Origin of the sequence: Neobacillus rhizophilus, assembly GCF_018343535.1 — a bacterium.
GTDB lineage: Bacteria > Bacillota > Bacilli > Bacillales > Cytobacillaceae > Neobacillus > Neobacillus rhizophilus.
In genome coordinates this window covers 1-25,173 of record NZ_JAGYPF010000009.1, presented here as the reverse complement: position 1 = coordinate 25,173, position 25,173 = coordinate 1, and the positions used below count along the sequence as shown (strand labels likewise).

General features: G+C 41.9%; 32 protein-coding genes and 1 rRNA gene. 25 read left to right on the top strand and 8 right to left on the bottom strand.

What is annotated here, in order from left to right; translation table 11 throughout:
• Positions 1-32 precede the first annotated feature (32 nt).
• The 19 genes from rplR to KHA99_RS29465 all read left to right on the top strand — a co-directional run bounded on the left by rplR (position 33) and on the right by KHA99_RS29465 (position 13,675).
• On the top strand, positions 33-395 hold the full coding sequence (rplR, locus tag KHA99_RS29555) for a 50S ribosomal protein L18 (RefSeq protein ID WP_213121071.1): 363 nt from the start codon (positions 33-35) through the stop codon (positions 393-395).
• A gap of 23 nt (positions 396-418) precedes the next feature.
• Positions 419-919: a 30S ribosomal protein S5 gene (gene rpsE / locus KHA99_RS29550; RefSeq protein WP_213121070.1), complete on the top strand. Its 501-nt coding sequence runs from the start codon at positions 419-421 to the stop codon at positions 917-919.
• Between the two features lie 13 nt (positions 920-932).
• Positions 933-1,115, top strand: coding sequence for a 50S ribosomal protein L30 (rpmD, locus tag KHA99_RS29545; RefSeq protein WP_213121069.1), 183 nt, complete (start codon positions 933-935; stop codon positions 1,113-1,115).
• Between the two features lie 32 nt (positions 1,116-1,147).
• The gene (rplO, locus tag KHA99_RS29540; RefSeq protein ID WP_213121068.1) at positions 1,148-1,588 is read left to right on the top strand and encodes a 50S ribosomal protein L15; all 441 of its coding nucleotides are present in this window, start codon (positions 1,148-1,150) and stop codon (positions 1,586-1,588) included.
• Complete coding sequence (gene secY / locus KHA99_RS29535) at positions 1,588-2,883, top strand: preprotein translocase subunit SecY (RefSeq protein WP_213121067.1); 1,296 nt, start codon at positions 1,588-1,590, stop codon at positions 2,881-2,883. Before rplO ends, secY begins: the two co-directional genes overlap by 1 nt.
• A 66-nt stretch (positions 2,884-2,949) precedes the next feature.
• Positions 2,950-3,600, top strand: a complete 651-nt coding sequence (locus KHA99_RS29530; RefSeq protein WP_213121066.1) for an adenylate kinase — start codon at positions 2,950-2,952, stop codon at positions 3,598-3,600.
• 282 nt (positions 3,601-3,882) lie between these two features.
• Positions 3,883-4,101, top strand: a complete 219-nt coding sequence (gene infA, locus KHA99_RS29525) for a translation initiation factor IF-1 (protein ID WP_007085268.1) — start codon at positions 3,883-3,885, stop codon at positions 4,099-4,101.
• A 35-nt stretch (positions 4,102-4,136) separates the two neighbouring features.
• Positions 4,137-4,250 carry a 50S ribosomal protein L36 gene (gene rpmJ, locus KHA99_RS29520; RefSeq protein WP_000868344.1) on the top strand — a complete coding sequence of 38 codons (114 nt, stop codon included), beginning with the start codon at positions 4,137-4,139 and terminating at the stop codon, positions 4,248-4,250.
• 21 nt (positions 4,251-4,271) lie between these two features.
• Positions 4,272-4,637 (top strand): 30S ribosomal protein S13, encoded by a 366-nt coding sequence (gene rpsM, locus KHA99_RS29515; RefSeq protein ID WP_213121065.1) that lies wholly within the window; start codon positions 4,272-4,274, stop codon positions 4,635-4,637.
• A gap of 22 nt (positions 4,638-4,659) precedes the next feature.
• Positions 4,660-5,049, top strand: coding sequence for a 30S ribosomal protein S11 (rpsK, locus tag KHA99_RS29510; protein WP_046524788.1), 390 nt, complete (start codon positions 4,660-4,662; stop codon positions 5,047-5,049).
• 173 nt (positions 5,050-5,222) lie between these two features.
• Positions 5,223-6,167: a DNA-directed RNA polymerase subunit alpha gene (locus KHA99_RS29505; protein ID WP_213121064.1), complete on the top strand. Its 945-nt coding sequence runs from the start codon at positions 5,223-5,225 to the stop codon at positions 6,165-6,167.
• A gap of 41 nt (positions 6,168-6,208) precedes the next feature.
• On the top strand, positions 6,209-6,571 hold the full coding sequence (gene rplQ / locus KHA99_RS29500) for a 50S ribosomal protein L17 (protein WP_213121063.1): 363 nt from the start codon (positions 6,209-6,211) through the stop codon (positions 6,569-6,571).
• A 355-nt stretch (positions 6,572-6,926) separates the two neighbouring features.
• Positions 6,927-7,766, top strand: a complete 840-nt coding sequence (locus KHA99_RS29495; RefSeq protein ID WP_213121062.1) for an energy-coupling factor ABC transporter ATP-binding protein — start codon at positions 6,927-6,929, stop codon at positions 7,764-7,766.
• The gene (locus KHA99_RS29490) at positions 7,742-8,611 is read left to right on the top strand and encodes an energy-coupling factor ABC transporter ATP-binding protein (RefSeq protein WP_213121061.1); all 870 of its coding nucleotides are present in this window, start codon (positions 7,742-7,744) and stop codon (positions 8,609-8,611) included. Before KHA99_RS29495 ends, KHA99_RS29490 begins: the two co-directional genes overlap by 25 nt.
• Entirely contained in the window at positions 8,608-9,405 is a 798-nt protein-coding gene (locus KHA99_RS29485) for an energy-coupling factor transporter transmembrane component T family protein (protein WP_213121060.1), read from the top strand. The genes KHA99_RS29490 and KHA99_RS29485 overlap by 4 nt, the downstream gene beginning before the upstream one ends.
• Before the next feature lie 13 nt (positions 9,406-9,418).
• Positions 9,419-10,156: a tRNA pseudouridine(38-40) synthase TruA gene (gene truA, locus KHA99_RS29480; protein WP_213121059.1), complete on the top strand. Its 738-nt coding sequence runs from the start codon at positions 9,419-9,421 to the stop codon at positions 10,154-10,156.
• Between the two features lie 365 nt (positions 10,157-10,521).
• Positions 10,522-10,959 carry a 50S ribosomal protein L13 gene (rplM, locus tag KHA99_RS29475; protein WP_213121058.1) on the top strand — a complete coding sequence of 146 codons (438 nt, stop codon included), beginning with the start codon at positions 10,522-10,524 and terminating at the stop codon, positions 10,957-10,959.
• Positions 10,960-10,978: 19 nt separating this feature from the next.
• Positions 10,979-11,371: a 30S ribosomal protein S9 gene (gene rpsI, locus KHA99_RS29470; RefSeq protein WP_127484434.1), complete on the top strand. Its 393-nt coding sequence runs from the start codon at positions 10,979-10,981 to the stop codon at positions 11,369-11,371.
• Positions 11,372-11,566: 195 nt separating this feature from the next.
• Positions 11,567-13,675, top strand: coding sequence for a glycoside hydrolase family 3 protein (locus KHA99_RS29465; protein ID WP_213121115.1), 2,109 nt, complete (start codon positions 11,567-11,569; stop codon positions 13,673-13,675).
• Positions 13,676-13,763: 88 nt separating this feature from the next.
• On the opposite strand, the gene KHA99_RS29460 is transcribed toward KHA99_RS29465, so the two are convergent.
• The 6 genes from KHA99_RS29460 to KHA99_RS29435 form a co-directional block, all read right to left on the bottom strand.
• On the bottom strand, positions 13,764-14,405 hold the full coding sequence (locus KHA99_RS29460; protein WP_284036754.1) for a response regulator: 642 nt from the start codon (positions 14,403-14,405) through the stop codon (positions 13,764-13,766).
• 12 nt (positions 14,406-14,417) lie between these two features.
• Positions 14,418-15,536, bottom strand: coding sequence for a GAF domain-containing sensor histidine kinase (locus KHA99_RS29455; RefSeq protein WP_213121057.1), 1,119 nt, complete (start codon positions 15,534-15,536; stop codon positions 14,418-14,420).
• Positions 15,537-15,588: 52 nt separating this feature from the next.
• A complete protein-coding gene (locus KHA99_RS29450) occupies positions 15,589-15,930 on the bottom strand; it encodes a VOC family protein (protein ID WP_213121056.1) in 342 nt (113 codons plus the stop codon).
• 19 nt (positions 15,931-15,949) lie between these two features.
• Entirely contained in the window at positions 15,950-16,978 is a 1,029-nt protein-coding gene (locus KHA99_RS29445; RefSeq protein ID WP_213121055.1) for an S-adenosylmethionine:tRNA ribosyltransferase-isomerase, read from the bottom strand.
• Complete coding sequence (locus KHA99_RS29440) at positions 16,979-17,695, bottom strand: SDR family NAD(P)-dependent oxidoreductase (protein ID WP_213121054.1); 717 nt, start codon at positions 17,693-17,695, stop codon at positions 16,979-16,981. It lies immediately after the preceding gene.
• Positions 17,696-17,851: 156 nt separating this feature from the next.
• Positions 17,852-18,928, bottom strand: a complete 1,077-nt coding sequence (locus KHA99_RS29435) for a CotH kinase family protein (RefSeq protein ID WP_213121053.1) — start codon at positions 18,926-18,928, stop codon at positions 17,852-17,854.
• A gap of 655 nt (positions 18,929-19,583) precedes the next feature.
• Here KHA99_RS29435 and KHA99_RS29430 point away from each other — a divergent pair.
• The 3 genes from KHA99_RS29430 to salA all read left to right on the top strand — a co-directional run bounded on the left by KHA99_RS29430 (position 19,584) and on the right by salA (position 22,146).
• On the top strand, positions 19,584-20,027 hold the full coding sequence (locus KHA99_RS29430) for a YbaK family protein (protein ID WP_213121052.1): 444 nt from the start codon (positions 19,584-19,586) through the stop codon (positions 20,025-20,027).
• Between the two features lie 76 nt (positions 20,028-20,103).
• Complete coding sequence (gene cwlD, locus KHA99_RS29425) at positions 20,104-20,835, top strand: N-acetylmuramoyl-L-alanine amidase CwlD (protein ID WP_213121051.1); 732 nt, start codon at positions 20,104-20,106, stop codon at positions 20,833-20,835.
• 258 nt (positions 20,836-21,093) lie between these two features.
• On the top strand, positions 21,094-22,146 hold the full coding sequence (gene salA / locus KHA99_RS29420) for an iron-sulfur carrier protein/transcriptional regulator SalA (RefSeq protein WP_213121050.1): 1,053 nt from the start codon (positions 21,094-21,096) through the stop codon (positions 22,144-22,146).
• A gap of 104 nt (positions 22,147-22,250) precedes the next feature.
• On the opposite strand, the gene gerD is transcribed toward salA, so the two are convergent.
• The gene (gene gerD, locus KHA99_RS29415) at positions 22,251-22,850 is read right to left on the bottom strand and encodes a spore germination lipoprotein GerD (RefSeq protein WP_213121049.1); all 600 of its coding nucleotides are present in this window, start codon (positions 22,848-22,850) and stop codon (positions 22,251-22,253) included.
• Positions 22,851-22,994: 144 nt separating this feature from the next.
• On the opposite strand from gerD, the gene KHA99_RS29410 reads away from it, so the two are divergent.
• Positions 22,995-23,684: a KinB-signaling pathway activation protein gene (locus KHA99_RS29410; RefSeq protein ID WP_213121048.1), complete on the top strand. Its 690-nt coding sequence runs from the start codon at positions 22,995-22,997 to the stop codon at positions 23,682-23,684.
• A gap of 23 nt (positions 23,685-23,707) precedes the next feature.
• Here KHA99_RS29410 and pdaB read toward each other — a convergent pair whose 3' ends face one another.
• Entirely contained in the window at positions 23,708-24,460 is a 753-nt protein-coding gene (gene pdaB / locus KHA99_RS29405) for a polysaccharide deacetylase family sporulation protein PdaB (RefSeq protein WP_213121047.1), read from the bottom strand.
• Between the two features lie 136 nt (positions 24,461-24,596).
• On the opposite strand from pdaB, the gene KHA99_RS29400 reads away from it, so the two are divergent.
• Together KHA99_RS29400 and KHA99_RS29395 are read left to right on the top strand one after the other, a co-directional pair.
• Positions 24,597-24,827, top strand: a complete 231-nt coding sequence (locus tag KHA99_RS29400; protein WP_213121046.1) for a hypothetical protein — start codon at positions 24,597-24,599, stop codon at positions 24,825-24,827.
• Between the two features lie 257 nt (positions 24,828-25,084).
• A 16S ribosomal RNA gene (locus KHA99_RS29395) occupies positions 25,085-25,173 on the top strand; the annotation flags it as partial.

Genomic DNA, 25,173 nt, shown 5'->3' with positions numbered 1-25,173 from the left:
TGCCGCATAAGTAAACGAAAGGAGTGACGTAAATGATTACGAAGCAAGATAAAAACGCTACTCGCCGTAAAAGACACGCTCGTGTTCGTGCGAAGCTTAGCGGTACCTCTGCTCGTCCACGTCTAAACGTGTTTCGTTCTAACCAGCATATTTATGCACAGGTAATCGATGACACTAAGGGAGTTACTTTAGCAAGTGCTTCTACATTAGATAAAGAACTTAGCCTTGAGTCAACTAGCAACACTGAAGCTGCACAAAAGGTTGGAGAATTAGTCGCTAAACGTGCGGTAGAAAAAGGAGTCTCTGTAGTCGTATTTGACCGTGGAGGATACCTTTACCATGGACGTATTCAAGCATTAGCTGATGCTGCCCGCGAAAACGGCTTACAATTTTAATAGACAAAGGAGGGACAAATTAGATGCGTCGCATTGATCCAAACAAACTTGAACTTGAAGAACGCGTAGTTACGGTTAACCGTGTTGCGAAGGTTGTTAAAGGTGGACGTCGCTTCCGTTTCTCTGCACTTGTCGTAGTGGGAGATAAAAACGGCCATGTCGGTTTCGGTACTGGTAAAGCGCAGGAAGTACCTGATGCAATCCGCAAAGCTATCGAAGATGCAAAGAAAAACTTAGTAGAAGTGCCAATGGTTGGAACAACTGTTCCTCACCAAGTAATTGGACGTTTTGGTGCTGGTGAAATACTTCTAAAGCCTGCTTCTGAAGGTACAGGAGTTATCGCCGGCGGTCCTGTTCGTGCAGTACTAGAATTAGCAGGTGTTCAGGATATCCTATCAAAATCATTAGGGACTAACACACCAATTAACATGGTACGTGCTACTGTAGAAGGATTAAAACAACTAAAACGTGCTGAAGACGTAGCAAAATTACGTGGTAAATCAGTAGAAGAACTGTTAGGATAAGGAGGGAAATCAAATGGCGAATAAACTTTTAGTTACCCTCAGCCGCAGCGTAATCGGTCGTCCACAAGACCAACGCGAAACAGTTAAAGCGCTAGGTTTACGTAAATTAAATCAAACAGTTGAGCATCAAGATAACGCTGCTATTCGCGGTATGATTACTAAAGTTGCTCACCTTGTAACAGTAAAAGAACAATAATTCATTGTTTTCTTTCATAAGGAGGTGCCAATATGAAACTTCATGAATTAAAGCCTACCGAAGGTTCTCGTCATGAGCGTAAGCGTTTAGGCCGTGGTATAGGATCTGGCCAAGGTAAGACTGCGGGTAAAGGTCATAAAGGTCAAAATGCTCGTTCAGGCGGCGGTGTCCGTATCGGTTTTGAAGGTGGTCAAACACCATTATTCCGTCGTTTACCAAAACGCGGTTTCACAAATTTCAACCGTAAAGAGTATGCCGTTGTTAATCTTGATGCATTGAACCGCTTTGAAGAAGGTACAGAAGTTACTCCAGAACTTCTTATCGAATCAGGTGTGGTAAGTAACGAAAAAGCAGGAATCAAGGTTCTTGCTAAAGGGAACGTAGAGAAAAAGCTTACAGTTAAAGCTCATAAATTCTCCTCTGCTGCTAAGGAAGCGATCGAAGCTGCCGGTGGAACTACTGAGGTGATCTAATGTTCCAGACAATCTCCAATTTTATGCGCGTGGGTGATATACGTCGAAAGATCATATTCACCCTTTTAATGTTAGTCGTATTTCGAATCGGCACTTTCATTCCAGTTCCGAATGTAAATGCTGAAGCACTAGCTGCACAAGATAAGCTAAGTGTCTTCGGTGTTTTAAATACATTCGGCGGAGGCGCATTAAAGCAATTCTCTATTTTTGCAATGGGGATTATGCCTTACATCACTGCTTCAATTATTATACAGCTCCTGCAGATGGACGTTGTTCCAAAGTTTACGGAGTGGTCAAAGCAAGGTGAAGCAGGGCGCCGGAAGATTGCCCAATTCACTCGATATTTCACCGTCGTGCTTGGGTTTATCCAAGCATTAGGTATGTCATACGGCTTTAACAATTTGTCCCAAGGACAATTGATTGAAAACCCTGGAATTGGAACGTATTTATTAATTGCCGTTGTGCTGACTGCCGGTACATCGTTCTTAATGTGGTTAGGGGAGCAAATTACCGCTAAAGGTGTTGGTAATGGTATTTCTATTCTCATCTTTGCAGGTATTGCTGCAGGTATCCCTAATGTGCTAAATCAGATATATGTTCAGCAGTTTGAAAATGCCGGCGAGCAATTATTCTTACGTATTGTGACTGTTGTTCTAATTGCATTAGCAGTAATTGCAATTATCGTGGGTGTAATTTTCATCCAACAGGCAACACGGAAAATTCCAATTCAATATGCGAAACGTATGGCAGTCGGACGTAATCCGGTGGGCGGCCAATCTACCCATATGCCATTAAAAGTAAATGCAGCTGGAGTAATCCCTGTCATCTTTGCCGTTTCGTTTATTGTTACGCCAAGAACGATTGCATCCTTCTTTCCAACGAATGATGTAACGCTTTGGATTATGAAAGTGTTTGATTATTCTCATCCAATCGGGATGACACTTTATGCAGCGTTAATTATCGCGTTTACTTATTTTTATGCCTTTATTCAAGTTAACCCTGAACAAGCAGCGGAAAACTTACAAAAGCAGAGCGGCTATATCCCTGGAATTCGTCCTGGTAAGAGCACGCAGGAATATTTAACACGCGTCCTATATCGGTTGACTTTTATCGGTGCCATTTTCCTTGCTATTATTGCAGTACTTCCGGTTTTATTTATTAAAATTGCGAATCTGCCACAATCGGCACAAATTGGCGGAACAAGCTTGCTGATCGTCGTCGGTGTTGCACTTGAAACGTATAAGCAGCTTGAAGCACAATTAGTTAAACGTCACTATAAAGGATTTATTAAATAAAAGGGTTTTGCGGGACCCTTTAATGGGCCCCAATAAACCTCACATATAGCACGAGGGGGAATATGTGTGAATTTAGTATTAATGGGGCTACCTGGTGCAGGTAAAGGCACTCAGGCTGAAAAAATTGTTGAACAATACCGCATCCCTCATATCTCAACTGGAGATATGTTCCGTGCAGCAATGAAGGAAGGAACTGAACTGGGTTTAAAAGCTAAATCATTCATGGACAAAGGTGAGCTTGTTCCTGATGAAGTAACAATCGGCATCGTTCGTGAACGGTTAAGTAAAGAAGACTGTCAAAATGGCTTTTTACTTGATGGCTTTCCTAGAACAGTACCTCAAGCAGATGCATTAGAAAACTTACTAGTAGATTTAAATAAAAAAATCGACTACGTAATCAATATAAATGTTGATAAAAGCATTTTAATGGAGCGTTTGACTGGACGCCGTATCTGTAAGGAATGTGGATCAACCTATCATCTAGTATTCAATCCTCCTGCAAAAGAGGGTGTATGCGACCGTTGCGGCGGAGAGCTATATCAGAGAGCAGATGATAACGCTGAAACAGTTCAAAATAGATTAGATGTCAATATCAAACAGCAAGAACCATTATTATCTTTTTATGAAGAGAAAGGGTACTTGCGTACTCTTGATGGTCAGCAGGATATTAACAAAGTATTTGCTGATATTGAAGAACTTTTGCGGGGTCTTCGTTAATGCCCATCATTCCAAATTGGCACGCGACTCTCGCTTTTCTCTCATAGAATTCATTTGTATGTGCAAGTAACTGGCTTTTCTATTGTACCGGGTATGCAGAACCGATAGTTGGGCAAGAATGACTGAGGAAATTATTCTTCTTTTATGCAGAAATTACTTGCGGACAAAGACACAACAATATGTTAAAATTGTAGGGTTGCTAACTACGTACGAACGAGAAGACTCGCTTAACATTACTAGTCTTACGAACGATAATTCTTTAAAGAGAAGGGGGACGAGACTGTGGCCAAAGATGATGTAATTGAAATTGAAGGTAAAGTCATTGAAACTTTGCCAAATGCAATGTTTAAGGTAGAATTGGAAAATGGTCATACTGTGCTGGCTCACGTTTCCGGGAAAATCCGCATGCACTTTATCAGGATTCTGCCAGGTGACAAAGTGACTGTTGAGCTTTCTCCATATGACTTAACGCGCGGTAGAATTACGTACCGTTTCAAATAATTGTTTGCACTCCGAAACTCAAGGAGGTTAGGATAATGAAAGTAAGACCATCTGTTAAACCGATCTGCGAAAAGTGCAAAGTTATCCGCAGACGCGGCAAAGTAATGGTTATCTGTGAAAACCCTAAACATAAACAAAAACAAGGTTAATCGACAAGGAGGTGCACATATATGGCACGTATTGCTGGTGTAGATATTCCACGTGAAAAACGTGTAGTTATCTCTTTAACTTACATTTATGGTATTGGCAAAAAAACTGCACAAAAAATCTTAGCAGAAGCTGCTGTTTCTGAAGATACTCGTGTACGTGATTTAACAGAAGATGAATTAAACAAAATCCGTGATATCGTTGACAAGCTAAAGGTTGAAGGTGACCTTCGCCGTGAAATTTCACTTAACATTAAGCGTCTAATGGAAATTGGCTGCTACCGCGGATTGCGTCATCGTCGCGGCTTACCGGTTCGTGGACAAAATACGAAAAACAACGCCCGTACACGCAAAGGTCCTCGTAAGACTGTTGCGAACAAGAAGAAGTAATCGGCAAAGGAGGTTAAATTAAATGGCTCGTAAAACTAATACACGTAAGCGTCGTGTTAAAAAGAATATTGAAGCTGGTGTTGCTCATATCCGCTCAACATTTAACAATACGATCGTAACCATCACTGATGTTCATGGAAATGCAATTTCTTGGTCTAGTGCAGGTGCGCTTGGATTTAAAGGTTCTCGTAAATCTACTCCATTCGCAGCGCAAATGGCAGCTGAAACTGCAGCAAAAACATCAATGGAACATGGTATGAAAACTTTAGAGGTAACAGTTAAAGGCCCTGGTGCAGGCCGTGAAGCAGCAATTCGTGCTCTTCAAGCTGCTGGTCTTGAAGTTACGGCAATTAAAGACGTTACTCCTGTTCCACATAACGGATGCCGTCCGCCAAAACGCCGTCGTGTGTAATTTTTCTGTATAGAATTTATATCATCTGTCTATAATGGGATATGATATGAATTTATTGCCTTTTATACAGAAATTTTATTCCAGTTGTTGTGCACAAAACGGGAACGTATACATGGGGGAATTTCGATTAGAACTCTAATCGAGGTTTCGACGTTTTGAAGGAGGGTTATTGGATGATCGAAATAGAAAAACCAAAAATCGAAACGGTTGAGATCAGCGAAAATGCCAAATACGGCAAATTCGTCGTAGAGCCACTTGAGCGTGGATATGGTACCACTTTGGGTAACTCCTTACGTCGTATCCTATTATCTTCACTCCCAGGTGCCGCTGTTACTTCGATTCAGGTCGATGGGGTACTTCATGAGTTCTCAACAATTGAAGGCGTCGTAGAGGATGTAACATCCATCATTTTAAACATTAAAAAATTAGCTTTAAAAATCTATTCTGATGAAGAAAAAACACTTGAAATTGATGTTCAAGGTGAAGGGCCTGTTACTGCTGGCAACATTACGCATGACAGTGATGTGGAGATTTTAAATCCAGACCTTCATATTGCAACATTATCTGCAAATGGACATCTTCATATGCGTTTAACTGCTAAACGCGGCCGCGGATATACGCCTGCTGACCAAAACAAAAGAGAGGATCAGCCGATTGGTGTCATTCCGATTGATTCCATTTACACTCCTGTTGCTCGTGTTTCTTATCAGGTAGAAAACACCCGTGTAGGTCAATTATCAAACTATGACAAGCTAACGCTTGATGTTTGGACAGATGGAAGCACTGGGCCAAAAGAAGCGATTGCTCTTGGTTCGAAAATTTTGACTGAGCATTTAAATATCTTTGTTGGTCTTACTGATGAAGCACAAAATGCTGAAATCATGATTGAAAAAGAAGAAGATCAGAAAGAAAAAGTTCTTGAAATGACCATTGAAGAACTCGATCTATCCGTTCGTTCTTATAATTGCTTAAAGCGTGCTGGCATCAACACTGTTCAGGAATTAGCGAATAAGACTGAAGAAGATATGATGAAGGTACGTAACTTAGGCCGCAAATCACTTGAAGAAGTGAAGGCAAAACTAGAAGAGCTTGGATTAGGCTTACGTAAAGACGACTAGTCTAAATCCGTTCAACGACTTCAAAAAGGAGGGAACCCTTCATGGCATACAGAAAGTTAGGACGCACAAGCGCACAGCGTAAAGCTATGCTTCGTGATTTAACAACAGATTTAATCATCAACGAGCGCATTGAAACAACTGAAACTCGCGCGAAAGAACTTCGCTCAACTGTTGAGAAAATGATCACTCTTGGCAAACGCGGTGACCTACATGCCCGTCGTCAAGCTGCTGCATTCGTTCGTAACGAAGTAGCAAATGTTGAAACAGGTACAGATGCATTACAAAAGCTTTTCACTGACATTGCTCCACGTTACCAAGAGCGCCAAGGCGGCTATACCCGCATTATGAAACTTGGACCACGCCGCGGTGATGGTGCACCAATGGTTATTATCGAGTTAGTTTAATATTATCTAACAGACAACAAGGGTATTGGACAGTTTAAGAACAAACTTGTTCTTGCCCTTTTTCTGTAAAAACAAGTATATACGTACGAACCAAGCCAAAAAGAGCGTTACGATGAGCGTGACTCCACTAGTTGGAGCGAAATAAGCAAGATCCATTTGCTTCCGGAAAGATTAACTCTAAGTGATCTTTTTTACGACTCGTCTAGCTCATGCACCTCCTCCTATTTCCTTTATGGAAATGTCTTGTAAAGGCAGTTGAAAATCGTTCCTGCCTGGGGATGAGGTGCAGGCTTTTTTTGTATATATAGGTTTTTTATAATAGATTGAGAAGAGTTGAGGCGAGGGGGGAAGCAGGATGAAAAAGTCAATCGTATCGCTGAAGGAAGTTTCATTTCAATATGATGATCAGGAACGGTATGCTTTAAATAATGTTACATTTGATATTTTTGAAGGTGAATGGCTGGCAATCGTCGGTCATAATGGTTCCGGTAAGTCTACGATGGCCAAGCTTCTTAATGGGCTACAGTTTCCTAAGTCCGGTGAAATAACCGTTTGCGGCTTACCTCTGAATGAAGAGACAATCTGGGATATCCGAAAACAACTGGGAATGGTTTTTCAAAATCCAGATAATCAATTCGTCGGAACCACAGTCCAAGATGATGTGGCTTTTGGTTTAGAAAATATGGGGGTACCACGGATTGAAATGGTTCATCGTGTTGAGGATGCCTTAAAAAAGGTAAAGATGGATCAATTTCTATATCAAGAGCCCCACCATCTCTCGGGCGGTCAAAAGCAGCGTGTCGCGATTGCGGGTGTTCTGGCATTACGACCGGCAATCATTATTTTAGACGAAGCAACATCTATGCTGGACCCTAGAGGAAGAGAAGAGGTATTAGCAACGGTCAGAGATTTAAAGGCGGAAAAACAGTTGACGGTTATCTCGATTACTCATGATTTAGATGAGGCGGCGAAAGCGGACCGAATTATTGTGATGAATAAAGGAGAGGTTTACCGGGAGGGCACTCCTGAAGAAATCTTCTCACTTGATGAGGAATTAATTGAACTGGGGTTAGATATTCCATTCTCAGTGAAAATGACAAAGGCATTTCGTCAAATGGGTCTTACGTTTACAAAGAATTATTTATCGGAAGAAGAGTTGGTGACAGAGTTATGGACATCTCGCTTAAATCTGTAGAGTACCGTTATCAAGCTAATACCCCATTTGAAAGACTTGCTATTTCCGATGTTTCGATTGATATTCCATCCGGAACTTATCTCGCTTTAATCGGCCATACCGGCTCAGGTAAATCCACTGTTTTGCAGCATTTAAATGCTCTTTTGCAGCCGACAGAAGGAACAGTGCTAATTGGCAGCCAGGAAATAAAGGCTCATCAAAAAAATAAAAATTTAAAGGCAGTCCGGCAAAAGGTCGGAATTGTATTCCAATTCCCTGAACATCAATTATTTGAGGAAACAGTGGAAAAGGATATTATTTTTGGCCCGATGAATTTTGGTGTTTCCGAATCAGAGGCAAAAAGGCGGGCACGAGTTGCTTTAAAACAGGTTGGACTCGGTGAGGAAATCTTAGAAAAATCACCATTCGATCTCTCCGGCGGACAAATGCGACGGGTTGCAATTGCCGGTGTATTGGCAATGGGTCCTGATGTCATCGTTTTGGACGAGCCTACCGCTGGTCTGGACCCGCGCGGCCGAAAAGAGATTATGGATATGTTCTACTCGCTTCATAAGGAGAGGGGCCTCTCGACTATTCTTGTCACTCACAGTATGGAGGACGCGGCAAGGTATGCTGACCAAATCGTCATTATGCAGCAGGGCAGGGTCGCCAAAAAGGGCACTCCGGAAGAGATTTTCTCAGAGACCGCTGAATTAATTCAAATGGGATTGGATGTACCTGAGGTCGTTCGTTTTCAGCTCAAGCTTGAAGAAAAATTAGGCAGTAAGCTGGATAAAATCTACCTTTCCATTGAAGAGCTATCGGCTGCCGTTTCAGAACGTTTAAAGAGAGGTGTCCGCTCATGATGGAAAAAATGATTTTTGGACGCTATGTACCGGCTGATTCTGTTATTCATAAAATGGACCCTCGTTCCAAACTGATTATTATTTTCTTCTTTGTCTGCGTAATCTTTTTGGCAAACAATGGGGTAACTTATGCACTTATTGGTATATATACTTTTTTAATGCTTGGATTTTCAAAAATTCCTATTCGGTTTTTATATGGCGGTCTGAAGCCGATCATATGGCTTGTCCTGTTTACCTTTATTCTGCAATTGTTTTTTACTAAAGGAGGCAGTCTTATTTTTCACTGGGGGCCCGTGAAGATCTACGAAGAAGGCCTCAAGATGGGAATTTTTATTTCCTTGCGATTTTTCTTTTTGATTTTAATGACCTCCTTGTTGACGTTAACGACGACTCCGATTGAGATAACGGATGGATTAGAAACATTATTAAATCCTTTAAAGAAAGTCCGTTTTCCTGTTCATGAAATGGCACTAATGATGTCGATTTCATTACGGTTTATTCCAACTCTGATGCAGGAAACCGACAAAATTATGAAAGCGCAAATTGCCCGCGGTGTGGAATTTGCGAGCGGTCCTCTAAAGGAGCGGATCAAGGCTGTTATCCCGCTTCTCATTCCGCTGTTTGTCAGTTCCTTTAAGCGTGCCGAGGAGCTGGCTGTCGCCATGGAAGCTAGGGGCTATCGCGGCGGAGAAGGACGGACGAAATACCGCCAGTTAAGCTGGGCTGCGGCAGATACCGTACAAATCGTTTTACTAGTGGTATTAACGATTTTGTTGGTCTTATTACGTTCATAATGGAGAAAGACTGATGCAGAGGTATAAAGCGATTATTGCATATGATGGCACCGAATTTTTCGGTTATCAGGTTCAGCCTAAGGGGCGGACGGTACAGGCAGAGCTTGAAGCAGCCCTGGCGAAAATTCATAAGGGCGTCTCTGTTAAAGTAACTGCCTCCGGCCGTACGGATGCAGGGGTCCATGCCAAGGGCCAGGTGATTCATTTTGATTCACCGCTGGCAATTCCTGAGGATCGCTGGGGAGTTGCCTTTAATTCTTTGCTTCCAGAGGATTTGGCCGTTTTATCTGTTAAGAAGGCAGATAACGCGTTTCATGCACGTTTTGATGCTGCGGGAAAGGAATACCGTTATCAATTGCAATTATCCGGTTTTAGGGATCCGTTTCAGCGGAATTATGTGTACCGCTATCCCTATGCTTTGAACTTGGAGACAATGCGCGAGGCAAGCAGGTATTTGCTTGGAACCCATGATTTTACCAGCTTTTGCGCCGCTAAGACGGAGGTTCAGGACAAGGTCAGGACAATTAAGGAGATTGACTTTTTATTGGATGGCAATCTTTTGACTATCCGCTTTGTCGGCAATGGTTTTTTATATAATATGGTGCGGATTCTTGTGGGGACTTTGTTGGCGGTCGGATCTGGTGACCTGTCGCCTGAAGAAATTCCTTCCATTTTGGAAAAGAAGGACCGGTCTGCTGCCGGAAAAACCGCTCCAGCACGTGGGTTGTACCTGTGGGAAGTGTTTTATTAACCCTTTTTAGCTAATAAGGGAGTATAAAATTTTTCCAAATTTTACACTCCCTTAACGCATAAATTCAACTACGCCTCATGAACCGGCCTAACGGACTTGCCAATCGGCGAGTTTTCATTTAAAAACAACCCATCCAGGTGTAACATCTTCTTGACAATTTCACCTCAAGTATTTATTATATTATATGTGTGTGTTTTTAATCCCACGATAAAGCCCCGGAAAGTCTTCATCGTGATTGAAAATATAGCTTTTGAAAATGACTGCACAAGTCGGCGTTTCCTGTTCATTCCCGGAACAGAATCGAACGGAAATAGCCAATGAAGGTGCGAAAATATTATTTTTACGATTTAATAGGAGGGAAACTCATGCGTACAACGTTTATGGCAAATGCCAACAATATCGAGCGCAAATGGTACGTAGTTGATGCTGAGGGCAAAACTCTTGGACGTCTTGCTTCTGAAGTAGCATCTATCCTACGTGGTAAACATAAGCCAACTTATACACCACATGTTGACACTGGTGATCATGTCATCATTCTTAATGCTTCTAAGATTGAATTAACTGGTAACAAAATAAACGACAAAATCTACTACCGTCACACAAATCACCCAGGCGGTTTAAAGCAGAGAACTGCTCTTGAAATGCGTACGAACTATGCTGAGAAAATGCTTGAGCAAGCTATTAAAGGCATGCTTCCAAAGAATTCTCTTGGCCGTCAAATGTTCAAAAAATTACACGTTTATGCTGGTGCAGAACATAAACACCAAGCACAACAACCTGAAGTTTACGAACTTCGCGGTTAATTAAGAGGAGGGAATTAACTTGGCACAAGTTCAATATATCGGTACTGGCCGTCGTAAGAGCTCAGTTGCTCGTGTACGCTTAGTTCCAGGCACAGGTAAAATTGTTATTAACGATCGTGACATCGACACTTATATCCCATTCGAAGCTTTACGTGTTGTTGTAAGACAACCATTAGTAGCTACTGAAACTGTTGGCAGCTACGATGTTCTTGTAAACGTAAGCGGCGGCGGCTACACTGGTCAAGCTGGCGCAATCCGCCACGGTATTGCTCGCGCATTACTTCAAGCTGACCCAGAGTACCGTCCAACATTAAAGCGCGCTGGTCTATTAACTCGCGATGCACGTATGAAAGAGCGTAAGAAATACGGTCTTAAAGGTGCTCGTCGTGCGCCTCAGTTCTCAAAGCGTTAATCTTTTGCGAACGTTCAAAGACTCTCAACCATATTGGTTGGGGGTCTTTTTTGTATTCATTTTTAATGTTTTAAAATTCTTTTCCTACTCCTTTATCTAAATTTCAAAATAGGGAAGCATAAGAAGCGTCCCCGTGCTTCAAATTAGTATATAATTAGAAGTGAATTAGTTTAGGAGGTAAACAAATTGGAGCATATGCAGCCGAAGTTGGAAGTTAGAGTAAAGAATCTGATTGAAGTCGATGGATTAAAATTTAAAGATTTAAATAATAGTGGGAAATTAGAGCCTTATAAGGATTGGCGTTTGAGTCCGAAAGAACGTGCCGAAAACCTAGTGTCATTGATGAATCTCGATGAAAAGGTCGGTATGATGCTGATTAATACCCGTCAGATGGGGCTTACTCAAAAAGATAAGAGTAAGACCAGTCATGATGGTGTATTGGATGAAGGGATTGTTGAAAAAGGCGAAAATATCTTTGCTGCTTCGAAAATATATGGAACAACCCATACTCTTGAAAATATGCACTTAAGGCACTTCATTCTGCGCGACAACTGGAGCCCGGCTGAAATGGCCGATTGGATTAATAAAATGAATGAATTATGTGAGGGTACACGTCTTGGTATTCCATGTTTGATCACATCGAATTCAAGAAATGAAAATGGGGAATCCATCTTTGGGATGAATGATGCAGTCGGGATCTTTTCCACTTGGCCAGGAACGTTAGGACTAGCCGCCGCAGCTAAAGGTGATATAAAAAATGGCGGGGATGCCTCGTTGATTAGCCAATTTGCCCACATCGCGCATGATGAGTGGGATGCAACGGGAATTAGAAAAGGCTATATGTATATGGCTGATACTGCCACAGACCCTAGATGGCAGCGGACGTATGGCACGTTTGGTGAAGACCCGGAGTTTATTTCCGATGCGATTGGCCGCATTATTGACGCATTTCAAGGAGAGACATTAGGAAATCATAGTATTGCGATGACCACTAAGCATTTTCCAGGCGGCGGTGCACGGGAAAATGGATTTGATCCACATTATAAAGAAGGAAAGTGGAATCTATACCCAACTCCAGGCAGCTTAGAAAAATATCACCTGCCGCCATTCCGGACAGCGGTAGAGCATAGCACATCATCGATCATGCCTTATTATTCCATCCCTAGTATCAAAAAGAGTGTGGTTCAAGAATTTGAGGGTGAAGATATTCCGTTCGAAGAAGTTGGCTTTACCTTTAATCATTATTTCTTGCAGTACATTCTAAGAGGAAAATTAGGATTCAAGGGCTATATCAATAGCGACAGCGGCGTTACAAATAAGATGAGCTGGGGCGTTGAAAATAAGACTGAGGCTGAGCGATTTGCCAAAGCCGTAAATGCTGGTACAGATCTTGTTGCTGATACAAATGATATTGAAAACCTTAAATTAGCTATCCAAAATGGATGGATTAGTGAAAAACGTATTGATGAAGCAAATGTACGGCTCCTTACAGAAATGTTTGCTTTAGGATTATTTGATGATCGTACATATGTTTCACCAGAAAATGCAACTAAAGTGATTAGTAATCCAACTCATTGGGAAGCTGCTTACGAAGCTCATAAAAAGTCAGTAACAGTCCTAAAAAATAGTAATCAGACATTACCTTTAACTGCTGACAAGCTTGAGGGTAAAAAGGTTTATGTGGAAGCTTTCCATAAGGAACCAGAGCGGGCAGCTACTTACACGGAACAAGCAAGGAAAGAATGCGAAGAACTAGTACAGTTTACGTTGACTGATAACTATGAGGAAGCCGACATAGCTATTTTGTTATTAAGTCCAAAATCCGGAGCGTATTTTAATGCGACACCGGGTCTTTTAGAGCTTGAGCTTTGCGAGAAGAAAACACTAACTGCTTTGGATGGTTCAACGTATGAAGAAACTACTTTAAGCAATATCGATCATCTAAAGGAAGTGGCTGATAAAGTCCATATCCGAGGCGGAAAAGTCATTATGACTGTTAATTTTGTTCTGCCGTGGATTCTTGGAAATGTTGAGCCTTTGGCAGATGCTTTAATCGCAGGATACGATACGTTCTATAAGGCACAGTTTGAGGTAATTGCGGGTAATTTCAAACCAGTTGGCGTTCTGCCATTAACCTTGCCAGCAAGCGAAGCAGTTATTGCAGTCGATGAAAGTGGCGATTGCGTATCCAGAAATGATGTGCCGGGCTATGACAAAGACAAATATATGCCTGAAGGACTCCAATATGCCTATAAAGACAAAGATGGGAATGTTTATAAACTTGGTCATGGACTGACATATTAATTTTGCAAACACTCAAGGGCTCCCAACCGATTTGGTTAGGGGCTTTTTTTCCATAAAAAACGAATGTGATTCTACACCACATTCGTCCTTAGTCTACTAAGTGATTCCTGACCGCATATAAAGCAGCCTGTGTCCGATCTGCGAGTTCGAGCTTTGCAAGCAGGTTTGAAACATGAGTTTTAACTGTCTTTTCGGTAATAAAAAGAGCAGCCGCAATTTCTTTATTGCTTTTTCCCTTGGCAATTTCTTTTAATACATCAAGCTCTCTTTTTGTTAATTCCTCGATTAAATCCCGTTCAGTTTTATTTTTAGAGGACAAATTAGCCAATAAATGCGAAGTCGCTTTCGGATGAAGCTGGTTTTCTCCGCTCATGATTCTTTTAATGGACATTACCAATTCATCTGGCTGAATGTCCTTTAATTGGAAGCCTGATGCACCTGCCTCCAGAGCGGGAATCACATGGTCCTGGTCGGAAAAGCTAGTCAACATCATGATTTTGATTTCCGGCTGTTCCTTTTTAATGATGCTTGTTGCCTGAATTCCGTCCATTTCCGGCATGACCAAATCCATTAAAATAAGATCCGGCTTCAATGATTTCGCAAGTTCAACCGCTTCTTTTCCGTTTGCCGCTTCCCCAATCACATCAAGGTCGTTTTGCGTCCGCAGGAAAAAAGCCAATCCCCGTCTAACAACATGATGGTCGTCTGCGATTAGTATCCGTATACTCACTGAATTCTCCCCCTACAACGGAATTTCAATTTTGATTTCTGTCCCGCTGTCCGTTTTGCTTTTTAAATGAAAGGTTCCATTTAATGCTTCTGTCCGTGTTTTCATACTTTTTAACCCTAATGAGGGAATTTCAAGATTTTCATCATAATGGAAGCCGCAGCCGCCATCCTTTATGACCAAAAGAACTTTATCGCTGGACATCTGAAAAAATAACTGGACGGCAGTTGCTTGGGCATGCTTTTTACAATTGGCCAGTGCCTCTTGACCAATTCGCCACAATGCTTCCTCAACACTACCGGGAATGCTGGCGGCGCCTGTTACCTTAGTTTCAATCGACAACCCCAGCATTTCAGCATAGCTTCTCAAGGCGCTGACAATCCCATTTTCCAGTCCATGCGGCCGCAACTGCCAAATCAATGCCCGCATTTCACCGAGTGCTTCCTGGGCCAAATCCTGAATGTAGCCGAACGTTTGCTTTACATCATCTGTTTTTGCCATTTCCTCACCGGCTCTTGCGGTAAGACTGAGGGAAAATAACAGCTGGTTCACAGAATCGTGAAGATCCCTCGCCAGCCGGTTCCGCTCTGCAACAAGCGCCGTTTCTTGTTCCCTCTGGGTTAATTTAATTCGTTTTAAGGCCGTTCCAATTTGATAGGCAACTGCTTCAAGCAGGGCAAGTTCATTTTTTTCGAAATGGGTTTTATATGGTGAGCCTACATTTAAGATGCCGAACCGTTCTGCTCCTGCCCTTAGTGGAACGGTTGCATGGTGGGTCAATCCGCAAGTTTCTCCGGCATTTTCTTCGATGGCATCTTCAATTCGTTTACATTCCATAATATTTGTGGCCTTATTCAGTTGCCCGTTATTGTACTTGTTTACACACCAGCACTTGCCTTGGCACATCCGCCGCTTTCCATCCTGGGCTAAAGCAGGCGGGAGGGCTTTATCAGCTGCGAGCTGATACATACCATTTTCGTCCATTAAGAATATCCAGCCAGTTTGCAAGCCCGTTACATGGAGGAGTTTTTTCAATACCCCGGACAATATATCCCTTATATCTGTTCCTTCGTTTAAAAGCTCAGCGATTTCTTTTAAAATGCTGATTTCTTCGTACCCAGCCGCAGCAGACATCGAATTCTCACCCCACCGTCATTATCTCCTGTCATTATAACGTATTAGATGTTCAAAAAGTCTGTAAAAATTCAATAATTTCTTGATTTGGCCCCTCATAAAACACTGTCTCCCAGCCATTCGGAAGCTTGTAGGGACCCTCAATCCTTGTCCTGTCATCCAACTTTTTCATTACATCGGGCAGGTCGTCTACTTCAAAACAAAGGTGAGTGGTCCCTTCGTTCTGCTGGGGCCCGAAAATTAACTCAAGCCGGAAATTCTTAGATATAAGAAACACAATCTCTTCGTCCATATATGACAGTCTGCCTTCTTCCTGAAAACCACAATAGTTTTTATAAAAAGCAATGGCTTCCTCAAGTTCGTGCACTTCCAAGGCATAATGGTGAAATCGCACGCCATACCCATCCTCTCCATTAGATAATAAGGTTCATATCGCCAAACTCATGCCATAAATAACCGCAGGCTACCGCTTGCTCATAAGCTTGAAGCAAATGCTGTTCCGAAATAAAGGCCGAAAGCATGTCAAGGTGGCTTGCTTTTGGCTCATGAAAACCAGTAATGATACCATCGGCAATGTTTAAAGGAAATTGTTGGTCAATATAGAGATTTGTTACACCCGAAAGGGCATCGTTTCGGGCGGCAGTCTCGAGAGCGCGGACAACCGTTGTTCCAACCGCGATGACCCTTTTTCCGGAAGCTTTTGTCTGCCGAATTCTCTCCATTGTTTTTTTAGAAATGCGATATTCTTCCTCGTTTTCTTCTGGTGTCTGGTGCCACTGTTCGTCAAGGAGATAGCTTAATCCCGTATGCAGCTGAATAAAATCGAGTTGAATCTTTTTGCGTTTTAGTTGAAAAATTAGTTCCCAGCTGAATGCTCTTCCTGCCGAGGGCATCTCCACTGAGCCTGGATGACTCGCAAACACAGTTTGGTAGTAGTCCAGTTCCCAAGGATACTCAATATATTCGTAGCGGATCGGCTCTCCAAGAGCATAGATGATATTAAATAAGTCCGTTCCTTTCTTTGAAAACTGAATGATCTTTAACGGTGAATGTGCTTTTTCACCTATCACCATTGCGGTTAATTCAGGTGAAAATTGAAGTGCATCGCCAATTTTTACGGGATTGGCAACAATAAGAGCTTCCCATGAGTCTTCGTTTCGGCGTCTCGCCAGCCGGATTTCCACCCTTGGTGAGATTTGCCCTGTATTTCGCAACCATTCAGCTTGTAGTATTGCAGGTATCGTCCGACTGTTATTTAAAATGACGAGGTCACCGGACTCGAGGTAATCTGCAAGGCGGAAGAAATGGTCATGCCTGATTCCGCCGGTATTGCGGTCAAGAACCATCATCCGGACATGATCTCTTCTTAAGCCGCGTTTTTCAGGAGGATGGGAAGCATTTAATTCATTAGGAAGATAGAAATCCAACGCTTTTGCAGGCATTTACAATTCCTCCTCTGACTGTGCTTCAAACCGTTTGCCGGTAATACCTGCAGACTTATCGGAAGCAAGGTATAAAAATATGTCCACGACATCCTCCGGCCTTGCCAGCGGGTAATCGCAATCTGGAACGGCCAAGCGATGCATGTCGGTATCCATTTCTCCTGGATCCACCATATTGACCCGGATATTTGTTTCGCTTAACTCATCTGCCCATGTTTGTGTCAGTCCTTCAACCGCAAATTTGGAAATTCCGTATGCTCCCCACCCCGCGTAGCCGACATGGCCCGCTTCAGAGGTCACATTGATAATGGAGCCTATATTGCGCTGAAGCATTCCGGGGAGGACTCTTCTTGTTACGGAAAAGGTAGAAACCGCATTTACCCTAAGTACCTCCGCAAAATCATCTTCTGGGTAATCGAGCAAGAGTGGCATTGGACTCGGCCCCAGCATGGAGGCATTATTAATCAGCACATCAATCTGGCCGTAGGCTACCTCCGCCTGCGCAACAAACCGCTCCAAATCACGCGCTTTGGATATATCAGCGGTAATAGCCAGCACCTCAGCCCCAAACCTTTGAGCTTCCTCCTTTACTTTGAATAGAGCTTCTGCTGACCTTGCACAGATTGCAAGTCTTGCCCCATTTGCGGCAAAAGCCAAAGCTAATGCTCTCCCCAATCCCTTTGATGCTCCAGTAATCATCACCACTTGATTTTCCATAACGGTTTCTCCCCTTTGTTCTTGATGTGTTAAGCATAACTATTTCTAGAAAATCTTCCGTCAGAAAAAAGCTTGAACTTTTCTACGACTTTTGGCTGAAATCCGAAAGGGGGAACTGTAAGACATAATAAAACCCCCGCATTGGGGGGAGCTGTTTTATGTTAAATTTCTTAAGTATCCATTCCTCTTTTTTATAAACCAGAGCATAAAATCTTTTTCCCCATCGAAAATTTCCCTCTGTTCCTCATTTGTAAAGAGAAGATATGGACTGATAGATTCGGTTAGTGAAGTGATGATTGGTTCAAAATAGTCAGGAGTAAATAATGTATCAAGAAGTTCTTCCATCAAAGCCCGGTACTGCTTACGAAAAGCAGGGCATTCCAACAGTTTCTTTGTTAAATGATTTTTACCATTGATGGATAAGGAATCAGGTTTAATAATGTCGGCATCCCAATCCCGGCCAAATGTCCCATCATAGTCCCAGGGGAGGATTTCAAATAATTTAGTTTCTGGGTTTCGGTATAAGGCATAGTTTTTTTTAAAACCATCATAGTTTTGGGTACAGACGGCGACAGCCAGCCAGCGGAGATACTTTTCGACATCGAGGTGCCTCGAAATTACTTCCTCAAATTTGTCATGGGGAGTGTTATTAATTATATTGATAAAATCAATTAATTTGATATCATCAGAAGTCGTTCCCAATTTACGTTGGTATCCGAGAAGAAGCGACTCTTTCAATTCTTCGGATTTATAGCGGTAGAGTGAAAAATCGGCATCAGGCTTGACCGCATAATAAATGGACTCGACTTGAAGGCCTCTTTTTTTAAAAAATAAATCATCGACAGATTCCAAATGCAAGTAGACGCCCTCATATTGGCCATTCAGGTACAAACGAACATGCTGGGATCGGGGTGAAAGAACCCCAAAGACCCGGAATAAATCGAGGGAAAGCTTATTACGGATGGAGGAGGGGTCCTTGTATTCAGCGTTGAGATGCAACTCGCGGGCCCCATTAAGGAGTTGTGGACGCAGCAATTGAACGAAATAGGATCTTTTTGGGAGTTTTTTTGTATAGTTTCCTCTGAATTGGGTGGCAATTGAAAATTTCATATCCTCAATATATAAATTTCCGGGAACTGGATCACCGTAGGGTCTTAGAGGCAACGAAAGTTCCTGAAGATCCCAACGATGAATGGATAACATGTACACTGGTAATTCTCGTTTTTGGTCCATTAGTAAGTTACTCCTTTCTACTGTATTTGACTTCATTGGAAAAAGAGTTTTAACTGCGTCAAATAATTCGCCGAAAAATACCAAGGAAAACCAAGGGGCAAAGTCCCTTGGTTTTCCATCGTTTTCATTCATTAGCATCTAATGAAGATCGCTCTGTTGCCAACGCTTCCTACAAAGCGGAAGCCATTTTGGGATAAGCATCTTACGGCATCTGCCAAAGGAGTTGCATTTGCTCCAGTTGTAGTGATTGTACAACCTTGTAAAACGATAGTATTGGGGGCAAAGTCAACGTCTTGAATACGTCCATTTCCAGGATTCACATCAAGAACGGCTACATCGTTAGCACAAACAGCAGGGAAAGGTGTGTTTGTTGAGCTATCAGTATTGCTTGGGCTGCTGTTAGAACCACTTGGGGGCATCTAAGAATCACCTCCTTTCAATGGCTTGTACTGTATTTTATAAATAAAGGGGTACTTTAGAGACGGCAATTGAACTAATACAGGAACTTTTTTCATTAAAAAGGGCGAATAGCATTTTGGAAGAAGAGGTTTTGCCCATTTGTCCAGTTAGGATAAAAATTGGCAATGAAAACGGCGGGGACTTTTGCATTTCTTCGTAAGGAAGGATGAAGAATAGTCCTAAGAGGTGAAAAGAAGTGACTGTTATTACAACCTTTAAAGAAAAAAGACGTGAAAAGCAGATTAAATACGAACGGTCCGTGCTTCGGGACCTATCCATTAATACATTAAAAGAAAGAGTGCGGCAATATTTTGGATCGACCAAGATTGCCTCAAGCCTGATTATGAATTCTGGGGTGGAAGAGGCCTGTTATGATATTGCCCTTGAAGCTTTTCTATTGGGAGCTAAATTTAGCAAATTTGGCTACCATGGGGAAAATATAGAACAGGTAAGAATGCGCTGCTTTAATGAAGAAAAGCATTTAATTGATACGTTATTTAATTTCCTCCTTTATTGGGGAAATGGTGAAGAGGGCGTCATGAGTGAATCGCTCTATTATCACTGTGAACAATATGTCCATGTCTGGTGGAGAGAGGGCTATGAAAAAGGGCAAAGACGCCATAAGCTTCGGCTTCATTAATTCAATGCCTTCATTCCTGTTCTAAAGTCCCGCCTTGTCCCATATAAATTATTGAACAAGGGACGAGCGGGAAGGAATGATTTGGTTGGTAACAAAAAGAATAAAAATCATTTTTTTTTCAGTTGGCTTATTAGCACTATTTTTAATTTTACAGTATGATTTTGCAGAGGATGATTCCTGGAAAGATTGGAGTCTTCCGCTTTCCGGAAAAATTATTCTGCTTGATGCTGGCCACGGCGGCCCGGATGGCGGGGCCGGTACGGGCGAGACGCTTGAAAAAGACATTGCTCTTAACATCACTTTAAAGGTCAGAGATTATCTGCAGCAGCAGGGTGCACTTGTTGTGATGACAAGAGAAACCGATACCGATTTGGCAGATGCTGATACTAGAGGCTACAGCAGGAGAAAAGTGGAGGATCTGAAAAACAGATTAAAGATGATTAATGAAGAGGATAATGACTTCTTTGTCAGCATTCACTTAAATGCTATACCTTCGTCAAGATGGAGCGGCGCCCAAACCTTTTACGCCCCTCATTTTAAGGAAAACGCCAGGGCGGCCAAGTTTATTCAAGAGGAGCTCAGGGAAAACTTAGAAAATACTAATCGAAAAGCCAAGCCAATAGGTGGGGTTTATATTTTAAAACATTCAAAAAAACCGGGCGTTCTGGTCGAGGTTGGTTTTCTCTCCAATCCTGCTGAAAAGGCAAAATTAAAGCGGGAGGACTATCAAGAGAAGGTTGCAGCCTCTATATATAAAGGGATCATAAGATATTTCACGAATGAAAAGGAATTAAAAGAAACAGATTAAGGGAAGGCGGGAATTAACACCTTCTCTTTTTAGCTAATAAGAACGTATAAAATTTTCCCGAATTTCACACGTTCTTAACGCATAAATTCAACTACGCCTCATGAACCGTCCTAACGGACTCGCCAATCGGCGAGTTTACATTTATTTGAGGTTATTCCTATGGCGGTGGTTTTAATGTGTGATTCAATTAACTGTATATTGCCATAGTTATGATATACTGTTAGATGGAAACGAATTCAATTGGTGAGGTGTTTTTCAATGTTAACTGAAGCAAGAATCCGCGAGGTTGTTGGCAGCCTCAAAGAGCCATTTTTACATAAAACTTTAGCAGAATTAAATGCTGTAGAAGAAATAAAAATTAAAGAAGAAAAAAGCCATGTCAGTGTCAAGGTAGCGATTGCTAGAACAGGAACGAGTGAGCAGCTGCAGCTGCAAACGCAAATTGTGAACTTGTTGAAGGAAGCGGGTGCCGCAACAGTAGGAATCCGCTTCAGCCAGCTTCCTGATGAGGTGCTTGCTGCCCATCGTCACGCTGAACCAGAAAAGGAAAAAAATCTCCTTAATTCCCAGTCCACTACCTTTATCGCAATTGCCAGCGGAAAAGGCGGAGTAGGAAAATCGACGGTATCTGTTAACCTCGCTGTTGCTCTGGCGCGCTTAGGTAAAAAGGTCGGGCTTATCGATGCCGACATTTACGGTTTCAGCGTACCGGATATGATGGGAATTACGAATCGGCCGGTTGTCCGAGGCGAAAAGATTATTCCTGTTGAGCGTTTTGGTGTTCAAGTAATTTCAATGGGATTTTTCGTAGAGGATAATTCACCAATTATCTGGCGCGGCCCAATGCTCGGAAAAATGCTCAACAGCTTTTTCAATGAGGTAGAGTGGGGAGACATAGATTATTTACTCCTGGACTTACCGCCAGGAACAGGCGACGTTGCCTTAGATGTTCATAGCATGCTGCCGGCATGTAAAGAAATTATCGTTACAACCCCGCATCCAACCGCTGCCTTTGTAGCTGCCCGCGCAGGTGCGATGGCGATGAAAACCGATCATGAAGTGCTTGGAGTTATTGAGAACATGGCCTATTTTGAAAGCAAGCTGACAGGTGAAAAGGAATATGTGTTTGGTCGCGGCGGCGGAGATAAATTGGCCGACGAGTTAAATACGGAAGTGCTTGGACGCCTGCCGCTTAACCAGCCTGATTGGAACGATGAAGACTTTGCGCCGTCCATCTATCAGGAAGACCATCAGTTAGGAAAAATTTATTTGGAAATTGCCGAAAAAGTCGCGGACCGGCTTGGAAAGTAATTTTTCGGATCTGCAGTTTTGCTGGGGTTTGAGTAGTAAAAAAGAACTGCAGCCAAAATAAAACCTCTTCCGTTTGGAGGAGGTTTTTATTTTGGGTAGTGGAATTATGAACCTTGCTCACTGCCGCTTTTGTTGTCTTTTGAGGTTTCTTTGGTATTTGCCTGCTCAGCGGCTTTTAAGAGCAATTCCTGAATTTTTGCTTTATAAAGCGGGCTGTCAATAGTCTCGGTTATTACATTTTGAAGCTGTTCACGATACTCCTTGCTTTTCAGGGCATCGGCCATTTGCTTTTGAATTTCCGGTTCCTTGAACACTTCGATCATCATGGCTCTATATTCAGGGTCATTCATTAAATCCTTAAGTAGTTTTTCATTTTCTGCCCGCATGTTCTTGGCAACGCCTTGAGCAAATTTCGCGTCGCTAAAGGTTTTTTTCCAAAACTCTGTTGCTTTATCAGAGGTTAATGTTTGTTCAATCGTCTGAGCCACGACATTTTGGTCCATCACCAGTTTTTCCTTCATTTTGTCATCGGACATGACATCTTGGATGGCTTTCTTTCCATCATCCGTCTTTAAAATATCCACGACCATTTTTTTGGTCTGATCATAATCAGGCTGCAACCCGGCGCTAAGATCGTTGTTACCGGAACAGCTAGTCAAAAAAACAAAAACAGGCAGGAGGAGCACAGTAAATTTTGCTCTCATTTTGAAGCTCCTTTCACATAAGAATCCTTAATTTTATAATGAAGAAAATGTCGAAAGATTATACGCGGTTCACTCATTTTATGGATTTTTCAAATTTTGCTTGGTACAATCAGAATGTATTATTTTTTTATGGGGGTTTATAGTGTGACAAGCCGTAACTGGGTAAGACTGTTTATGACCACATTATTAGTCGGAGGAATCACGACGGCTGTTGTAGGTTTTATTGTTCGCTGGAATGAATTTGAGTCATATTTTATTGATTTTCAAATAATCGACATCGTTTCCACAGCGGTATGGCTGCTTTTCATGGGCTTTTTATTCAGCTTGATCAGCCAAATGGGCTTTTTTGCCTATTTAACGGTCCATCGCTTCGGATTAGGTATATTTAAATCCGTCACCCTTTGGAATGGGGTTCAGGTCATTCTGCTACTGTTTGCCCTGTTTGATTTAGTTTATTTTCGCTATGTCAATTTTGCAAAAGAGGGAGATTCGCTGCTTCCTTATGTAGGGTTGGCGGTCTTTGTTTTGGCTGTAGGATTAATTGCTGCCTGGTATAAAATGAAACAAACCAACCGGGAGGCGTTTGTTCCTGCTCTTTTCTTTATGGTTGTTGTTACCCTTGTGGAGTGGATGCCAGCCCTTCAGGAAAATGAAAGAAGCTGGCTCTATTTAATGGTGGCAGCGTTACTTGCCTGCAATGCCTACCAACTGCTGGTTCTTCATAAATTAAATGCAAAGTCAGTAAAGGAACGTCAGCAACGCATAAGCGAATCAACCGATAATCGTAGAAAAAATAAAGCAGGTAAAAAATTAACAAAAAAACCGTCCGTTTAATTTTTCGGGCGGTTTTTTTATGGTTATTTTATTTCTTTAGATTGGACATCTCCGTTTGCAATCATTTCGGATACGGTTACGAATTTTAGGCCTTTTTGCCTAAGGTCCTGCAGAATTAGCGGTAAAGCCTCTGCTGTTTGTTTGGCAGAATCGGAGGCATGCAGAAGAATAATATCACCTTTTTCTGCATTCTCCACATTTTCTACAATCTTCGCTACACCTGGATTTTGCCAGTCCTTTGAATCCAAACGCCAATGTACGACTGTGTAGCCGTAACGCTTCGCAATCGATAATGTGCGTTTATCAAAATGTCCTGTTGGAGCCCTTAGAAGTTTAATCCCCTTTACATTTAACTTTTTAAAAACCTCCTGGGCCTTTAAAATGTCTTTGCTGATTTTTCCATCCTCTTCGTCCTGATAGTCTACATAGTTATAACCAAGCAGGCCGATTTCATAGCCGTCCTTGACAATCCGGCTGACAATATCCGGATGTCGCTCCGCCCAGGAACCGGATAAAAAGAATGTGGCCGACTTCACATTTTCCTTTTTCAACGTATCCAAAATAGGCTCTGCTTTAACGTCGCCCCAGCCAATATTAAATGTTAGGGCCACATCTTTTTCACCTCGGAAAACGGCTTTTGGACCATCCTTGGTTGAGAATACAGGGATTTGCGTCAGGTTCTCCATATAGAGAAACCAAGCTGTAAAGAAAGCGGCAACCATAATTAATACAACACTTTTTAACGCTTTACCATTAACAATAAAAAAGAAATTCATCGCTTCCACCTCGTCCACTGCTATCCTTGTCTCAAACATATGATGTGATTTTTAAAAATATGATGAAAGATTTTTATTATAAAAGTAAACAAAATGGAAAAGACTACTATAACATACCATTTATTGGAGGTTATCTATGTACGGGCTTTTAATCAACGAGAAGGAAGTAAAAGAAATAGAATACTTAATAAAGAGAGAAATGGATGAAATTCTTTTTGACTTAAGGGATGATCGTATTGATCATATTGTGAAAAGAGCAATGGAAGAAAGATACAAAATTCTATTTGATTTATTTAGAAGAGTCGCTTCACCAAATGAGTGTTTTAAATACATACGCAGAGGTAAGAAAGAACAAAAAAAGGGGTAAACTATGTTTTTTTGAAAAGACTGTTGACATTCGATTATTATCTTGTTATATTAATAAACGTCGCTGCTGACAAAAAAACAACTTGAAAAAAGTTGTTGACTTTTAAGTTAGCGGATGATATATTAATAAAGTCGCTCTTAAGTGGCACGGTAAGATGGTTCTTTGAAAACTAAACAAACAAAAACGTCAACAAACAATAATATTCGTTTCATTTGAAACGAAGCCAACGTAACATTTTTGAGCTAATCAACTCAACTTTATTGGAGAGTTTGATCCTGGCTCAGGACGAACGCTGGCGGCGTGCCTAATACATGCAAGTCGAGCGAATCACTGGGAGCTTGCTTCC

Excerpts from the sequence above, each read along its gene's own strand:
- rplR (WP_213121071.1), top strand. The coding sequence starts at position 33 with ATGATTACGAAGCAAGATAAAAACGCTACTCGCCGTAAAAGACACGCT.
- rpsE (WP_213121070.1), top strand. The coding sequence starts at position 419 with ATGCGTCGCATTGATCCAAACAAACTTGAACTTGAAGAACGCGTAGTT.
- rpmD (WP_213121069.1), top strand. The coding sequence starts at position 933 with ATGGCGAATAAACTTTTAGTTACCCTCAGCCGCAGCGTAATCGGTCGT.
- rplO (WP_213121068.1), top strand. The coding sequence starts at position 1,148 with ATGAAACTTCATGAATTAAAGCCTACCGAAGGTTCTCGTCATGAGCGT.
- secY (WP_213121067.1), top strand. The coding sequence starts at position 1,588 with ATGTTCCAGACAATCTCCAATTTTATGCGCGTGGGTGATATACGTCGA.
- rpmJ (WP_000868344.1), top strand. The coding sequence starts at position 4,137 with ATGAAAGTAAGACCATCTGTTAAACCGATCTGCGAAAAGTGCAAAGTT.
- rpsM (WP_213121065.1), top strand. The coding sequence starts at position 4,272 with ATGGCACGTATTGCTGGTGTAGATATTCCACGTGAAAAACGTGTAGTT.
- rpsK (WP_046524788.1), top strand. The coding sequence starts at position 4,660 with ATGGCTCGTAAAACTAATACACGTAAGCGTCGTGTTAAAAAGAATATT.
- KHA99_RS29505 (WP_213121064.1), top strand. The coding sequence starts at position 5,223 with ATGATCGAAATAGAAAAACCAAAAATCGAAACGGTTGAGATCAGCGAA.
- rplQ (WP_213121063.1), top strand. The coding sequence starts at position 6,209 with ATGGCATACAGAAAGTTAGGACGCACAAGCGCACAGCGTAAAGCTATG.
- KHA99_RS29495 (WP_213121062.1), top strand. The coding sequence starts at position 6,927 with ATGAAAAAGTCAATCGTATCGCTGAAGGAAGTTTCATTTCAATATGAT.
- KHA99_RS29490 (WP_213121061.1), top strand. The coding sequence starts at position 7,742 with ATGGACATCTCGCTTAAATCTGTAGAGTACCGTTATCAAGCTAATACC.
- KHA99_RS29485 (WP_213121060.1), top strand. The coding sequence starts at position 8,608 with ATGATGGAAAAAATGATTTTTGGACGCTATGTACCGGCTGATTCTGTT.
- truA (WP_213121059.1), top strand. The coding sequence starts at position 9,419 with ATGCAGAGGTATAAAGCGATTATTGCATATGATGGCACCGAATTTTTC.
- rplM (WP_213121058.1), top strand. The coding sequence starts at position 10,522 with ATGCGTACAACGTTTATGGCAAATGCCAACAATATCGAGCGCAAATGG.
- KHA99_RS29465 (WP_213121115.1), top strand. The coding sequence starts at position 11,567 with ATGCAGCCGAAGTTGGAAGTTAGAGTAAAGAATCTGATTGAAGTCGAT.
- KHA99_RS29455 (WP_213121057.1), bottom strand. The coding sequence starts at position 15,536 with ATGTCTGCTGCGGCTGGGTACGAAGAAATCAGCATTTTAAAAGAAATC.
- KHA99_RS29445 (WP_213121055.1), bottom strand. The coding sequence starts at position 16,978 with ATGCCTGCAAAAGCGTTGGATTTCTATCTTCCTAATGAATTAAATGCT.
- KHA99_RS29440 (WP_213121054.1), bottom strand. The coding sequence starts at position 17,695 with ATGGAAAATCAAGTGGTGATGATTACTGGAGCATCAAAGGGATTGGGG.
- KHA99_RS29435 (WP_213121053.1), bottom strand. The coding sequence starts at position 18,928 with ATGGACCAAAAACGAGAATTACCAGTGTACATGTTATCCATTCATCGT.
- cwlD (WP_213121051.1), top strand. The coding sequence starts at position 20,104 with ATGATTTGGTTGGTAACAAAAAGAATAAAAATCATTTTTTTTTCAGTT.
- salA (WP_213121050.1), top strand. The coding sequence starts at position 21,094 with ATGTTAACTGAAGCAAGAATCCGCGAGGTTGTTGGCAGCCTCAAAGAG.
- gerD (WP_213121049.1), bottom strand. The coding sequence starts at position 22,850 with ATGAGAGCAAAATTTACTGTGCTCCTCCTGCCTGTTTTTGTTTTTTTG.
- pdaB (WP_213121047.1), bottom strand. The coding sequence starts at position 24,460 with ATGAATTTCTTTTTTATTGTTAATGGTAAAGCGTTAAAAAGTGTTGTA.
- KHA99_RS29400 (WP_213121046.1), top strand. The coding sequence starts at position 24,597 with ATGTACGGGCTTTTAATCAACGAGAAGGAAGTAAAAGAAATAGAATAC.